General features: G+C 38.2%; 13 protein-coding genes. 2 read left to right on the forward strand and 11 right to left on the reverse strand.

All coding sequences use genetic code 11. From position 1 onward, the window contains the following. A partial coding sequence (locus VP97_RS24225) for a nuclease/transposase family protein (RefSeq protein WP_483782891.1) occupies positions 1-673 on the forward strand: 673 nt, incomplete at its 5' end. A 123-nt stretch (positions 674-796) separates the two neighbouring features. On the opposite strand, the gene VP97_RS12525 is transcribed toward VP97_RS24225, so the two are convergent. The 7 genes from VP97_RS12525 to VP97_RS12555 all read right to left on the reverse strand — a co-directional run bounded on the left by VP97_RS12525 (position 797) and on the right by VP97_RS12555 (position 9,307). Next, positions 797-1,504, reverse strand: a complete 708-nt coding sequence (locus VP97_RS12525; RefSeq protein ID WP_050182209.1) for a cytochrome c biogenesis CcdA family protein — start codon at positions 1,502-1,504, stop codon at positions 797-799. Between the two features lie 90 nt (positions 1,505-1,594). Next, a complete protein-coding gene (gene ccsB, locus VP97_RS12530) occupies positions 1,595-2,773 on the reverse strand; it encodes a c-type cytochrome biogenesis protein CcsB (protein ID WP_050182210.1) in 1,179 nt (392 codons plus the stop codon). Positions 2,774-2,793: 20 nt separating this feature from the next. Beyond that, positions 2,794-4,419, reverse strand: a complete 1,626-nt coding sequence (gene resB, locus VP97_RS12535) for a cytochrome c biogenesis protein ResB (protein WP_050182211.1) — start codon at positions 4,417-4,419, stop codon at positions 2,794-2,796. A 183-nt stretch (positions 4,420-4,602) separates the two neighbouring features. Then, positions 4,603-6,519 (reverse strand): asparagine synthase (glutamine-hydrolyzing), encoded by a 1,917-nt coding sequence (asnB, locus tag VP97_RS12540; protein WP_050182212.1) that lies wholly within the window; start codon positions 6,517-6,519, stop codon positions 4,603-4,605. Between the two features lie 251 nt (positions 6,520-6,770). Continuing rightward, positions 6,771-7,229, reverse strand: coding sequence for a cupredoxin domain-containing protein (locus VP97_RS12545; RefSeq protein ID WP_050182213.1), 459 nt, complete (start codon positions 7,227-7,229; stop codon positions 6,771-6,773). A 357-nt stretch (positions 7,230-7,586) separates the two neighbouring features. After that, the gene (locus tag VP97_RS12550; protein ID WP_050182214.1) at positions 7,587-7,958 is read right to left on the reverse strand and encodes a hypothetical protein; all 372 of its coding nucleotides are present in this window, start codon (positions 7,956-7,958) and stop codon (positions 7,587-7,589) included. Between the two features lie 362 nt (positions 7,959-8,320). Then, positions 8,321-9,307: a metal ABC transporter substrate-binding protein gene (locus tag VP97_RS12555; protein WP_050182215.1), complete on the reverse strand. Its 987-nt coding sequence runs from the start codon at positions 9,305-9,307 to the stop codon at positions 8,321-8,323. A gap of 247 nt (positions 9,308-9,554) precedes the next feature. On the opposite strand from VP97_RS12555, the gene VP97_RS12560 reads away from it, so the two are divergent. After that, a complete protein-coding gene (locus tag VP97_RS12560; RefSeq protein ID WP_050182216.1) occupies positions 9,555-9,827 on the forward strand; it encodes a hypothetical protein in 273 nt (90 codons plus the stop codon). A 56-nt stretch (positions 9,828-9,883) separates the two neighbouring features. On the opposite strand, the gene VP97_RS12565 is transcribed toward VP97_RS12560, so the two are convergent. From VP97_RS12565 to VP97_RS12580, 4 genes are all read right to left on the reverse strand, one after another. Beyond that, positions 9,884-10,906, reverse strand: coding sequence for a C40 family peptidase (locus VP97_RS12565; RefSeq protein ID WP_050182217.1), 1,023 nt, complete (start codon positions 10,904-10,906; stop codon positions 9,884-9,886). A 341-nt stretch (positions 10,907-11,247) separates the two neighbouring features. After that, positions 11,248-12,279 carry a phosphatidylglycerol lysyltransferase domain-containing protein gene (locus VP97_RS12570; protein ID WP_050182218.1) on the reverse strand — a complete coding sequence of 344 codons (1,032 nt, stop codon included), beginning with the start codon at positions 12,277-12,279 and terminating at the stop codon, positions 11,248-11,250. Positions 12,280-13,057: 778 nt separating this feature from the next. Then, a complete protein-coding gene (locus VP97_RS12575) occupies positions 13,058-13,627 on the reverse strand; it encodes a hypothetical protein (protein ID WP_050182219.1) in 570 nt (189 codons plus the stop codon). Positions 13,628-14,183: 556 nt separating this feature from the next. Continuing rightward, positions 14,184-14,831 carry a sulfite exporter TauE/SafE family protein gene (locus VP97_RS12580; protein ID WP_050182220.1) on the reverse strand — a complete coding sequence of 216 codons (648 nt, stop codon included), beginning with the start codon at positions 14,829-14,831 and terminating at the stop codon, positions 14,184-14,186. Positions 14,832-14,886: the final 55 nt, after the last annotated feature.

A 14,886-nucleotide genomic window follows, 5' to 3' on the forward strand; every position in this document is an offset into this window, starting at 1 on the left:
TTGTTCGGTTATCGATGCAAAAGGCACTGTCTTAGGCCGGACATTTATTAACCAGCCTAAAGAAAAAGACCGTCTGCAGACGTTAACAAACAAATTGCGGAAAGCCCAGCGGATAAGCGGCCGTATTCAGGCGCCTCATTTTTGGCGGCAGATCAATGGGTACCAGCAGCATATTGTCCGCCACACAAGCCATGAAATTATCAAATTTGCTTCAAAGCATGGCTGTGACGTTATCGTATTCGAATACCTGGGCAGACTGAAAATTCCAAAGGGGTTCTATGGAGCCAGAAAACTTCGTTTCAAGCTTCACGGATGGCGAAAAACAGGCATCCAGAACAAAGTGGAAGAAATGGCACATTACCTGGGCATGCGCATATCCCGGATCAATCCGCGAAACACCAGCATCCTGGCGTTCGACGGCTCTGGAAAAGTGGAACGAAACCCGAAAAAAGACCTTACCGTGTTTTCAACGGGCAAAGTTTATCATGCAGATTTATCCGCTTCATATAATATCGGCGCCCGTTATTTCATTCGGGCTTTTCAAAAATCCATGTCGGAAACGAAATGGTTGTCTCTTCAGGCAAACGTTCCTGAGCTGGCAATAAGGACATCGCAGACCTTGTCTTCGTTCATTAGTCTTCATCATGCACTCGGGCTTCCGCAGGAAGCTTAATCCGCTGATGCTGTACTGTATTCAAGATAAGGGATGCTCCATCAAAATCTTTGATTTAGGTGGAGAGGTTCACAATATTTTATTGATTCATTGATATACCCCCTCTTTCCTATTAGGTATTCGTTAGAATCCAGTAAACCCTCCAAATAATGGCGTAAGAAACGAAATGATTTTGGTCATCCAATCAAAAAACAACATAATGCCCATGAAGATCATAATAAAGCCACCGATTTTTAAAAGAAGAACATTATATTTTCTAATCCATTTCAGCTTTCCAATAAAGAAAGACATGACGAAAAAAGGAACAGAGAAGCCTAATACGTACGCAACCATATAAACCATAGCCAAATCCGGGTTTGTAGCTGCCATCGCGATAACTGAAAATAAGATAGGACCGGTACAAGGCGTCCACCCAGCCGCAAAAGCAAAGCCAATTAACACTGATCCTGCATATCCTGCCGGCTTATTCTTGAAAGTGAATTTTTTCTCTTTCATCATAAAAACTGGCTTTAAAATCCCCAAACTGACAAGGCCAAAAGCAATAATGAAAATAGCTCCAAGCTGCCTGATCAGGTCCTGGTAATTTGCGAAAAATTCTCCCGCTAGCGAGGTACTAAAGCCGATTGCAATAAAAATGATCGAAAATCCAATCAGAAAAAATAACGTGTGAAGTAATGCCTTTCGCTGCATCATCACGTTTTCCTGCTGAATTTTGTCTACCGATACTCCCGTAATATAAGAAAGGAATGCCGGGTATAAAGGCAAGCAGCACGGGGAGATAAAAGATAAAAATCCTGCCCCAAATGCGAGCCAAATTGTAAGATTCTCCATACACTCTTCACCCTTCAATTCATAAATGACGATCAGGAATGCTGAACCGAAATACAGTTAATCGTATTGGCTAAAAATGATCTTTATTCATTAAGCATAGGAGTGTAAGCCTGCGATCACTAGATTGACCACCACTAAGTTAAACATGATAATCGCAAAGCCGATTACGGCCAGCCATGCGGACTTCTCACCATGCCACCCTTTTGACAAACGCAAGTGCAGGAATGCCGCATAAAATAAAAAGGTGATAAGGGCCCACACTTCTTTCGGATCCCAACCCCAAAAACGTGTCCAGGCTACTTGTGCCCAAATCATCGCAAAAACGAGTGCACCTAACGTGAAAACAGGAAATCCAATCAGAACAGAACGATAACTAATTTCGTCAACCAAGTCCAAATTGACATTATGAACGACTGGCTTTAGGGCAGCACCTAGGCGTTTTCGAAAGATAAGCCGGCTTAAGCCATAGAGGAGGATTCCCGTGCTTAATGACCATAAGAGTGTATTTAACTTTCTGGCATTAATGGCGGCTGGCATATCAACAATCGGTTCCATTTGCTCCTCTGTTAAAAGCTGGCCTTGGTTAGGACCAATTAAAGCTGGGAGACGATACGTTTCTTCTGTTTGTATCCCGCTTTGGTCTACATATGAAAACTTCGCTTCGTAACCAAGTACGTTAAATGACGTTATGACTAAAACAAAGGCAATTACACTAATGAGGCTGTATAAAATAAACTCTAGCCAAAATGTTTTCTTCCCTGCTTTCGTCTGGTCAATTGCTTTAATAAGGTAAATCAGCCCGGCCACAAAACTAATGGACAGGATGGCCTCCCCAAGTGCTGCTGTGGTAACGTGAATTTGAAGCCAATCACTCTGTAAAGCCGGAATCAAAGGAGAAATCTCCCTTGGAAACATACTGGCATAGGCAATAATTAAAATTGCAATTGGCATAGCAAATAAACCAAGAATACTGATTCGATAGATGGAGTAAAGTAAAATAAAGGCGCCAACAAGCATCATGCTAAAAAAGACAATAAACTCAAATAGATTGCTGACAGGTGCATGACCTCCCGCTATCCACCGAATGATAAAATAGCCAGTATGCGTAATAAACCCAACAATAGTCAAAATGAATCCAAGCTTCGCCCATCCGCTCACATTTGACTGGCTCCGTTTATCACGGATGGCCCCTCCGAAAAAGAATGTAGCAAAAAGGTACAAAACAAAAGCTGTATATAATAAGTTACTGCTTAAACCAGCAAGTACCACTCTCTTTTCCTCCTCTTAGCTCACTTTTTTTCTTTTTCCACTTGATCTTCAGGATTCAATATAGAGGTTCCTTTTAGAACTAAATCCAGTTCTTTTTTTAAACCGTACCAATTTTTATTTGTATGTCCGGCAACGTAAAGGCGGCTGGATTTTTCACGAATCCAGATACGCCGGTGATTCCAATAAGAACCCTGAATGACTCCAATCATAAAGATAACGCCCCCAAGACCTAAAAGTGGAATTGTTAAGTCTTTGCGTATGGTCAAAGCTGATACATCACGGGTTTCCAGTTTTTTAAACGCCATTTTATACATGTTTTCACCAAACGGCTCCATGGTATTTTGGATCTGTACAAAGCTCACCTCACCGTCTGGTTTTGCTGGAGAAATCATATTAAACAAAAAGGCCGGATTGTTTGGCAACGGTGATTTGGAGGTGGGTTCCCCGCCTTTATCAAATCCCTCAAAATCAGGATAATAGCCTAGCAGTTCTACTATATAACCATTCTCCAGTTCATACGATTTTTCTTGTTTAAATAAATCGATTTTCACCTCTCCAAGTTCTTCACCTGTAGCTTTATTCGTAAGCGCAAAATACATTGCCTTCATTTCATCCTGACGGTAACTTGTTTGATAGATGGAAAATTGATCAAATTTCATTGGCTCATTAACTTGAATATCATCCTTTGCCAATTCCGTCAGCTGTGGTTGTGCCCCGGGTAATTCATTATTTTCATTTCGATACAGAATAGCATCTGTCTGGTAGTTTTTTGCGACGGTTCCCACTCGCTCAAGCGCTTCATCAAAGACACCCGCATTGCCTTCTTCTTCATAGTTTTCAAGTATAAATTTTTCATTCTTCAAATAGTATTCGCCCTTCGTTCCAGGGATTTGAAGAGTTTCACCCTGCCGGATCCAGAGCAGTTCATCGACATACAAGCCTTCTACAGAATGAAGCATGGAACCGATCAGAAAAATGATAAGCCCTATATGGTTTACGTACGGACCCCATCGGGAGAAACGACCCTTTTCTGCTAGCAGTGCACCATTTTCCTCCCGAATGCTGTACCTCTGTTTTCGCAGCCGCTCACGCACAAGCTGGATATCTGATTCTTTTGAATCACTATCCATTTCGGCGAATAACCGCTGCTTTTTCAAAAAAGATTCGTGCCGGTCCACGCGTTGATTTTTCAATGCTCTATACAATGGTATGACCCGGTCAAGGCTGCAAATCACCAAAGAAACACCTATAGCAGCGATAAGTAAAATAAACCAGAAAGAATTGTATAAATCATACAAACCCGTTATGTAATAGAATTTTCCGAAAATTCCATATGTCTTTTCATAATAAACAGAGGGATCTGCATTATTTGGAATGTAAAATTCTTGTGGCAAAATTGTACCAAAAGAAGAGACAATCAATGTTATCAAGATAAGCCAAACTCCCACTTTAACAGACGAAAAGAAATTCCATATTTTATCCACGATTGTTGAATTATAGGTTTGTGAACGGCGTGCACTTCCTTCGTAGCGCATGTCTAAAATCTTTTTCTCTTCAGCCCCCCTTGTCAATCCCCTACCGCATGACTCACATAAAACTGTGCCATGTGGATTGATATGTCCGCATCCGCATTTTATATGTTCCATTAAAGAAAACCCCTAACCTATTTAAAGTCTTTTCACTAACAAAAAAAGATCTGATGTGCATCACACCAGACCCACTTCTCACCCCTCCAGAAATATCCGTGAATTTTTTTGTCTTTAATCTACATTTGTATATACCTAAAAAAAGATTTCAGAAAAAAGCCACTAAATAGATAGATTTCCTTTTTATGAATGACTGACTTGCCCTTTTTGTGCTGCTTTGTCTTCATTTTCATGTGAATGATGAAAATCATAAAGGTTTTCTATACAGACTTGATGCCAAACCATAAAAACAAGAATTGTCCAAAGCTTACGGCTGTTATCTTTTTTGTTTTTCACATGGTCCTCTAATAACCGGAGGACTTCAGCTTTATTAAATACATAACTTGTTTGGCTCGTACGTATTAAAGCAACAGCCCACGGGTATAATTCATCTTTTAGCCAATGACGGATCGGCACAGGAAACCCTAGTTTTTTTCTGTTCACTACGTGATCCGGAACAATGCCTTCCGCAGCCTTTCGAAGCGTATATTTTGTTGTGTTGTGTGCAATTTTTTGATCTGTTATAATTTTTGAGGCCACTTCAAAAACGTTTTTATCCAGAAAAGGCACACGTAGTTCAAGAGAATGGGCCATTGTCATTTTATCTGCTTTTAATAAAATATCTCCTCTGAGCCAAGTATAAATATCGATATTCTGCATTTTTGTCACCGTATCATAATATCCCATTGAACTGCTGTATATAGGCTTGGTAACGTTTGTATACCCCATATTTCGTTTATAGTTTTTAAGCAATATCTTCTTTTCTTTTTCTTCAAAGATCTTTGCATTTCCGATATAGCGTTGTTCTAGCGGTGTGGTACCACGCTGAATGAAGCTTTTTCCTTTAAACCCGTCGGGTAAGATAAAGCTGAGTACCTTCAAAAGTGTTTTCACTGGGTTGGGTATTTGGTTGAACACCCGCAATGACTCGGGTTCCCGATAAATATTGTAGCCCCCAAAAAGCTCATCTGCGCCCTCACCCGATAATACAACTTTTACATGCTTGCTCGCTTCACGTGCGACAAAATAAAGCGGAACAGCTGCCGGATCGGCTAATGGATCATCCATATGCCAAATAATTTTAGGGAGTTCTTCTAAAAATTCTTCAGGGGAGATAATATAGCTAATGTTCTCCAGCTGAAGTGCTTCCGCTGTTTCCTGTGCAACATCTACTTCACTGAAACCATCTCGTTCAAATCCAACAGAAAATGTTTTCAGTTTTGGGTTTACCTGCTTTGCCAAGGAAACAATAAAAGAGGAATCAATCCCGCCCGACAAAAATGAGCCAACAGGCACATCGCTACGCATATGCACATGAACAGAATCCTTCAAAGCACTGCGTATATCTTTAATTATTTTTGATTCAGATAAATGTACAGGCTGAAAAACGGGTTTCCAATAGCATTGAATCTTCATGGCCTGCCCTGGTTTTTTCAAGAAGTAATGGCCCGGAGAGAGTTTTTTAATTCGACTTGTCAGTGTATCCGGTTCAGGAACATACTGAAAGCTTAAGTAGTGTTGCAGTGAATCGCTGTTTAACGGATCATTCTGTGCTAACAGAATGCTTTTCTTCTCTGATGCAAAATAAGTCTTTTCCTCTTGCTCCAAGTAAAAGAAAGGTTTTATACCAAAAGGATCCCTGGCTCCAAATAATGTTTGTTCGACTTTATCCCAAATGACAAACCCGAACATTCCTCTGAGCTTGTCCAAAGCTTGCTCTTTTAAGTTACTGTAAAGAGCAATAATGACCTCTGTATCGGAATTGGTCGTAAACTCGTACCCATCCATGATTAATTCCTGGCGAAGTTCGATATAATTATAAATTTCTCCATTAAAAACAATCCAGTAACGATCGTTTTCGTATGAAAGAGGTTGATGCCCGCTTTCTATATCTATAATGCTCAATCTTCTAAATCCAAAATGAACGAATTCATCTATAAAAAACCCTTCATCATCAGGCCCACGGTGTGTAATAGCTCTATTCATCTCTTTTAATTTCTGTTTTGTCTCTTCTCTTATTTCACAAGGTTTCGCACTTACCCAGCCAACAAATCCGCACATTCAATCCACCTGCCTGTTCCATTTTTTATTTTACGAGCGAATACATTAGAAGTATGTAATTAAAAGGTATCAGCATAATGTGAAGAATCTGTGGATTTTAAAAAAATACTGGTAGGTGTTAGTAGATAACAAAAAGTATTACTTAAGGATTTAAAAAATAAAATTTAGGAAACCTCTTGTAACCGAATAGAGATGTTATTGAAAAAACGTCCTGCCCCGGTGGCAGAACGTTTTAAAACAAGGGTCTATCATTAATTAACTATAATTTTTTGAACCATATCCCCATGCCCGGATCCACAGGCGATGCTGCAGACTAAGGTGTACTCCCCTGCTTTTTCCGGTGTCCATGTCACTTTTATTGTCTCTCCCTCAGGGATCTGCTCATCAATATCTGTTCCCTGTATCGCAAAACCATGGAGGCCTTGTTCCCCTTTAATTGAAAAAGTTACCGGTTCCCCTGCTTTAAACTCGGTTTTAGACATTTCCCATTTCCAGTTAGAAGCGACAACACTTACTTCTTCGCCTGAAACTTCATTTGAAGAGGTATTGGTTCCTGAAGAATCTTCCATATCCATATTCTCCATTTCTTCCTCACTCATGCTATCCATATTCTCCGACGTCTTTTCCTCATTATCTGAATTTCCACATGCGCTAAGAATAAAAATTAAAGCTAAGAATCCAAAAAACATCCAATGTTTCTTTTTTTTCATTGGTCAAATACCTCCTTATCATGAAAAGCTTACCCTTCTATATAATAGGCTCTTTGCCACAATCCACTTCGATAAACCAGAAAACTCAGAGGTGTAGGTGCATTGGACAGCCTGAATTATCTCCGCCACACTTTTAAGAGTAACTTTCACCTTATACCCTTTTGAATTTGCACACTTGCATAATCATGGAGGGTATTTTTATTAATTAGGTATTTTGTTTCATCATCGTTCCATCGACATCTCCTCTCATTACACAAGTTACAGCCAGCATACCCTGATATATTATCTCAAGAAAACACCCGATAAAATCAGCAGTCTGACGCAATAACTATGGCAATGCCCAGGTTAAAAATTCAATCAAAGATGTTTTGTTTTTGTGTGAATGCTGACACTTTCTCTTTTTTCAGCCTCATCAAAGTCAACAAATTGGGGATAGAAATAATAAAACATTGACCCTGAAAATCCCAGTATGGCAAGGGTTATGATCCAGGTGCCGATTGAATTCTCCTGGAATACCTCTGTACTAAAAGCTAAAGCCATTACCCCAAAACCAGCCAGTACTGCCTGCTTGGTATATATTAAAAATAACTGAATAAACGCATTAACTCTTTCAGCTACCTTGCCCGTATTACATTCCTTAAGAAATTGAGTAATAAATAAGGCAGAATTCCATAATGTTAAAATTACTATTCCTGCTACTACGATCAAATTATACAAACCTGTAAACATAATTCATCTCCTTACAACGCTTAGTTCCTTTCAAGGAACGTATTTAGTTTTTAAGTTGCTGTGATTGTAAAATATAAATGTTTTAAACTAACCTATCCGTCAGCCACCCATGCAGTTGAGTCGTGAGGTTGAGAAAGTCGTTTTTATGTATAAAAACCCAGTAATCCATATACGTTTGAACGATTATTTAGATTATAGACCTTAAATTTGAAGAATCTGTGGAGGTAGCATTATTTCTGATATATTTATAAAAAAAATTAGTGCCTAACTGATTTTCAGGTAGGCACTAATTTTTCGTTTAAAATTTAGGATATATTACTGCTTTACTTTATGCTGTCCCTTTTTTTATTACTGAAGCGGTGCTACTCACTAAAACCTTGGTCCAGGGCTTCTATATTTTTTTTCATTACAGAAAGATAATCTTCACCTGATTCAATGTTCTCTTTTGTCAGGGATTCAAGATTATACAGCGTCAGTGTTTTCGTCCCCGTTTCCTTTTGAACCGTTTCAGCAATCTTATTTGTAAGATTTGGTTCGAAGTATATATACTTCAAATCGTCTTTGTTCACCAAATCAATGATTTCAACTAGTTCTGATTGAGAAGGCTCATCTGTTGGAGACAACCCCGTTATAGCAATTTGTTGTAAGCCATAAGCGTCATCCCAGTATCCGTAAGCAGAATGGGATACGAGGAATGTTTCATTTTCCGCAGTTTCTGCCATCTCTTTAAAGTCAGCATCCAACGCTTCCAAGTCCTTTTTCAAAGCTGTGAAATTTTCTTCGAAAGCTTTTTTGTTATCTGGGTCAATCTGCACCAGTGCATTTTTAATGTTTTGAGCCATTATTATGGATCTTGAAGGGTCTAACCAGACATGAGGGTCTACATCAGGTTCGCTGCCATGTTCCTCAACACTTTCTTCTTCTGTGTCACTTTGTTCGTTTCCTTCTTCTTCATGAGCATCTTCTTTGGCATCGATAAAATCAACGTTTTCTGTGACCTTTACAACTTGAACTTCTTCATTTTCTACCGCATCTATAACTGCATCAGCAAAAGGTTCCAAGCCTGTTCCAGAATATATGAATGCATCCCCCTCAGCTAATTCCATCATTTCTTTTGTCTTCACTTCAACTGTATGGGCATCAGATCCCGGAGGAACAATATTTTCAACTGAAACATATTCTCCTCCTACTCGCTCAGTGAAGTACTGAAATGGATATATAGTGGTATATACCTTGAGGGTATCTGCCCCATTATCTCCAGCTTTTTCATTAGTGGATGACTCTTTATTACCACAAGCTGCTAAAAAGATACTTGTTGTAATAGCAATTACAGCCAGCTTTTTTTTCATTTCTTTTCCTCTCCTTTAACATGCTAAATTCCACAGTTATTATAATAAGAATGATTTCGATTTACAACATAAATATTTTTACATAATAATTTAAAATCTTGCGCAGGCAGTTAGCAAGGGCATTTTTAAATTTCCTTGCGCAATTTGACAGATTTTATTTTCGGCTTATACCACGGCAGGTAAATGAAACTTCTGCAATCAATTAGAATAAAATAAATTAGCCCGCGTATGAAAAGAGGAGATTATTTTGCATAATGAAATTAAAAACAATATAAATGCTGACCAATTTAATGCTATTTTAGACCAAATAGGAAAAATGTTAACAGATTCGGTAGAAACAATTACCGATACTGTTCAAAATATTGCTTTAGAACAAGCAGTTCAAGGAAAAGTGATAAACGCTAAAAACAACCTGGACTTTCAGATGATCTTGCAATATATCGAAGAATTGTCCATTACTTTAAGAGAATTAATTAAAAATTCTTATCCACTGTTTGCTGAAGAGCAAATGGAAGAATAAATAGAGCACAGATAAAAAGGAAGCTCCGGTTCAATTGAACTGGAGCTTCCTTTTTATTACTTTGCATTCATAGCATTATAGATGCCAACCGTAAACGCTTCGCGCGTTGCAAGGTGTGTTCCGTAAAACTTATCGCCTTTGAAAAGGCCTGTTTTGTCAATTGAAGCCATTGTTATAATGCCTTCGTAAGCCCAATGATCTGCACGAATATCAGAGTACTTCACACTCGCAGCTGCTGTTTGTGTCATTTTCAGGTCAAAGGCGCGCTGGATAATAGCGGCCATTTCATTACGTGTCATTTCTTCCTCTGGACGGAACGTCTTATCGTCAAATCCAGTGATAATACCGGCTTCACGAATCGCGGCAATATCATAAGCAAAACGATATGTTTTCGGTACATCTGTAAAGTGGCTCATAACTTCTGGCTTCAAGTCAAGTACACGGTTCATGATCGCCGCTGCCTGTCCGCGTGTTACTTTTGAGTCCGGGCGGAATGTGTAATCGTCAAATCCGTTGATGACTTCTTTATCTGTCAGCGTTTTAATCGCTGTGTATGTTGCATCTGTTTTCGGTACATCTGTAAACCACTCTGGAACCACCGGTGCAGCCGATTCTTTTATCACGCGTTTTGCACCCGCATATCTTGGTCCCCAATAAGGGTTGTCCATAGATACAAGATCAATACCATCGCTTGACGTTGCGTTTAATACCATATTATTGCCGGCATATACACCAACGTGAGAAATCCCTTGTTTATACGTGTTTTTATAAAAAATAAGATCTCCCGGCTTCAAGTCACTCTTAGCTACTGCTGTACCAATTTTATATTGCTGATCTGTTGTACGCGGAATAGAAATACCTGCTGCATTTTTATAGATATACTGAGTGAACCCTGAACAATCAAACCCACTCGGAGAAGTCCCCCCCCACACGTAAGGTACACCCATAAACTTTTTCCCATAAGTAATGATCGATTCCCCAGTGGATGCTGCTTCTGTTTTAAAAGAACCCAGCGGGGAAAGTGTTAAGAACATTACCGCTGCCATAAACACTACAATTACTTTCTTAAAACGATTCACCATTTTCCTCCCACGATCTTAATTTTTCTCTATTTGGCACTTTTTCTATATTTTTCTCAACTGAATTAATCATAACAAAATTAAACATAAATAGTTTTAAGATTACATTACAAATTGTCGTTTATCATCTGATTTAACATTTTTATGTAACAATACATAATTTATCTATCAAAAATTGATGAACTCTGCATATTTTAGAAAACAAAATGTAATAGAATTGAATATTCAAAAAATTAAGTTTTACATAGGTAAAAAAAGGAGGCTGTATGAACAGCCTCCTTTTTTAGGGTATGGTGATAATGTTCCTAAACTCCTTTACTTTTTTATACAGATTCTTCGCATCAAAACCTTTTCCTCACTAAAACAAATTTACGGTTTTTAGCTTCTTGATTATTATGAATAAGACGAAAGATACGAAAAAACAGGATTGGCAAAAAATTACTTTGGTAAACAAGATATCTTGATTCCCATTCGGGTTGAAATTTATTTTTGTATTGATACAGTCCTTTAAAGTTATAAAAGTGATTTACTTTGTCAAAAATCATCTGTCCCAAAGCTTCAAAAAATCCACTTTGTTCAGGGTCTTTCATATTAGCTAATGGCGACATCCCCATGCTGCACCATTCATATCCATTATCCTTTGCCCAATTAAATATAGAAATAAATAAGAAATCCATTGTTGCATTTGGGCTTTTATCCGGCTGGTAACGCATTAAATCAATCGCAAGAGTACGATCAATTTTTGGCTGATTATAAGCAAGCGTTGCAAAAGCAAGGATATCGCCATCCTTGCTTTTCACGATGGCAAGCGGAAACTTTGCTACATAGCCGTCATAAAAGAAACCGACTGAGAACCCTTTTTCTTTTCTCTTTCCCAGCCAAGAATTTGAAATATCTTTTAGTTCTTCAAGCAGTTTTTTAGAATGCGGCGGAAATAAAACAGAAAATTGATATCCCTCACGCTCGAACTTATTTTTGCAGGTACGCAGGCGTTTTCGACTGTTTCCTGACATTGAAAAGTCTGGCAGGTAAACTTTTGCTTCTTCACCTATTTTAAGGGCACGGTATCCCATCTGTTGATATGCCGTCATGTAACGAAGAGATACCTGATAAAAAACTGGTTTTATATTAAGCCGCCGGCAATATTGGTGAAAATCTTGAATCGCCCCATGAATTAATATTTCTTTTCCGATCGGGTCCCCTAATATGACAAATGTATTACCTGTCTTTTGATAGATAATCAAGACTTGCTTTTGCTGTGACCAATAAAAAAGCTTGTCATTTAAAAAGCTTAAATGGGATGTGTGTGTCCCTCCATTCTTTTGTAAAAACAGCCATACTTCATTCAGGTCATTTTCATATACAGAAAGCATAATAGAAAAAGTCCCTCCACATACTCATTATTCTAGTGTTAAAACTGATTGATCATACTGTCATACAATGAGCGTCACTCCTCAATAAATTAGTGACTTATTATCCTTTAGTCCTTATTTCTCTGTCACCTGGGCTTTAATAAAATTGAGGCCTAATATTAATCTTTATTATACAAAAAAAACCCCAAATCTTTCTGCATAATATCTGCTTATTTTCCGTGTCCGTCCTCTTATACACCTTTAATTTGAAAGGAACTTAACCACTACAAAAATAAGAATGCTTTTGAGACTTTTAGTGTCACTGCTTGCTTTTGCCAACTGATTCATATGGAAAAAACGATTCAGTTGGCAATTGGCGATGATTTGACGAAACAAACCAAAACAAAGATTTGTTATGGATTAGAACCGAGTATACTTGCCGGTACAAAGAATGTACCCCAATATATGTGTAATTCAAATTCAAGCAGAAAATGCGTGGACAAGAGAGGAAAACTGTTTAGTTACTAAAACTAAAGAAAGAAGACCTTTGTATTCATCCAATAAAGCGCACGGCTATTGAACGTCTATAATCTAAAGGACATAACGCATCGACAAAAGCCGCAAAAAAAAGTGCAAACTTGCAATTAAAAGCATCGAATGTAGGTGAATATTCCAACTGATAGAACAATAAAGAAGGCTAGATTCTCAGCCTTCTTTATTTATTAACTAATCGTTGTATTTATTTTGTTATATTATAAAGCGACTCTACACCGCAAATGTGCTATACGCATTAGGCAGGTTAATTAAATGCCGTTTTTAACAGATCAAGTGCGTTTTGCTGATCTTTCTCCGATAAAAACTGTTTTTTAATATCATTCGTCATCGGGGCGGGTAATTCTTTTAGATATACTTCCATTCCTTTTTGCTGAATCGGCTCAGCTAATTCCTTTGCCGCTTCTATTGTTGAAGCAGCTCCTAACACCAGGAGAAACTGTCCTTCTGCGGGAACGACTGTCGCCGGAACATTTTTAGGTTTGGCTTTTTCTGCAGCTTCTGCCGTTGAGAAAACACCTCCTTGAATAAGGGCGACTGTCACGTCTTTTACATCGGCTGGCTTATTTTCCTGCACAGATCTTTCATTCCCGCTGACAGCCTGTTGTTTTTGTGCCTTTTCCTCTATATCAATAGCGTTGATCATTATTACGCCAAAAGCCGTACCGACACCAAGCGCTAAAGTCACAATACCCGTTACAATTGCTGGATGGATAAACGCTGTTTTTTTCTTTGCTGCAGAAATCGGCATTTCTTCTCCTGGCATATGCCAATGGAGCACATTGCTGTTTTTCTCATGCCATTTTGGAGCCCCCATTACATCACCTCAACTTTGTCTTAATACATAAATAAGATTCCTTTTAACAAAAAAGAACTGGCTTATTTCTATGTCAATAACTGTAGACTTCTCATACCTCTCAGTGTTTGATTGAAATAATTCAAAATCCCATGCCCTAAAACATTGTTCAAGGCGTTGGTATTTCTATCGACCAACAGTCACCTGTATTTTGGCATGATGTGCAATAATATTATAAAAACCCTCTTCTAAGAAGGTTTTATTGACTGCATACACACCATTTCCTTTATGTGAGGCTTCTAATTTTATTGGGATAATATTGTAGATAGAGGGTGCACAGAGCCTGTAACGAGATGCCTGTATAAGTAAGTGGTTACCGAAAATTATGCGGAAGGTGAGCGGAGGGGCTGGCGTCTTTTTTCAATATTTCTGTTAACGCTTTAATATTACCCTTGCCGCCCTGCAGCATTTATTCGTTGCAGTGGGTTCTGGTATTCTAAGCAAAAAAAGAAGGACATCTTCATTACATGAATGATAGTCCTCTCATCAACATCGTCATATTGCCAGCCCTTACATTTTACTGTATCCAAAGTTTGAATAGTCCTTCTGTTATACCTAAGTTATACATATAGTAAATCCCAAATACTGTACTAATTCCTCCAGTAATTTGGGTGAGTGTTTTATTCATGCTGATTTTTTTCGCACTAAAGACAAATGGAATTCCAATAATTGTAGTGAAGAAAAGCATTCCAATAACCGTTCCTGCACCAAATATAAGAATATAAATAACCGATTCCCAAACAGTCTTCACTGTACTCATAGTTAAGAGAACCATGGCCCCGCTTCCAGCTAGACCATGTATTAAACCAATCAGCATAGATTTAAAATAAGAAATATTTTTATGTTGGTGTTTGTGTACATGGATATTTTTGAATGAAAGGATCGTTGTAATTCCAAGATAAACAAGCATTATCCCTACTAAAAATTCTAATGACATTGCCCATTTTTCTGGTATTTCACCTTTCATTAAAATCAGAATACAACCAATAATTAGTAATGTTGCAGTGTGACCTATCCCCCAAAACACTCCAGCAAGAGAGGAACGGGATAATTTCTTACTCTGACTCGCAATAGTAGATACTGCGATTACATGATCAGGTTCAATTGCGTGTTTAATTCCAAGAACAAAGCCCAAAGCTAAGACAGATAAAAAACTAATCTCCATTAATATTCTTCTCCCATTACGAATTTATAATATGTTTGATAAAAGAGATGTTACT

The organism is Domibacillus robiginosus, assembly GCF_000966195.1.
In the GTDB taxonomy this organism is placed as follows: Bacteria; Bacillota; Bacilli; order Bacillales; family Domibacillaceae; genus Domibacillus; species Domibacillus robiginosus.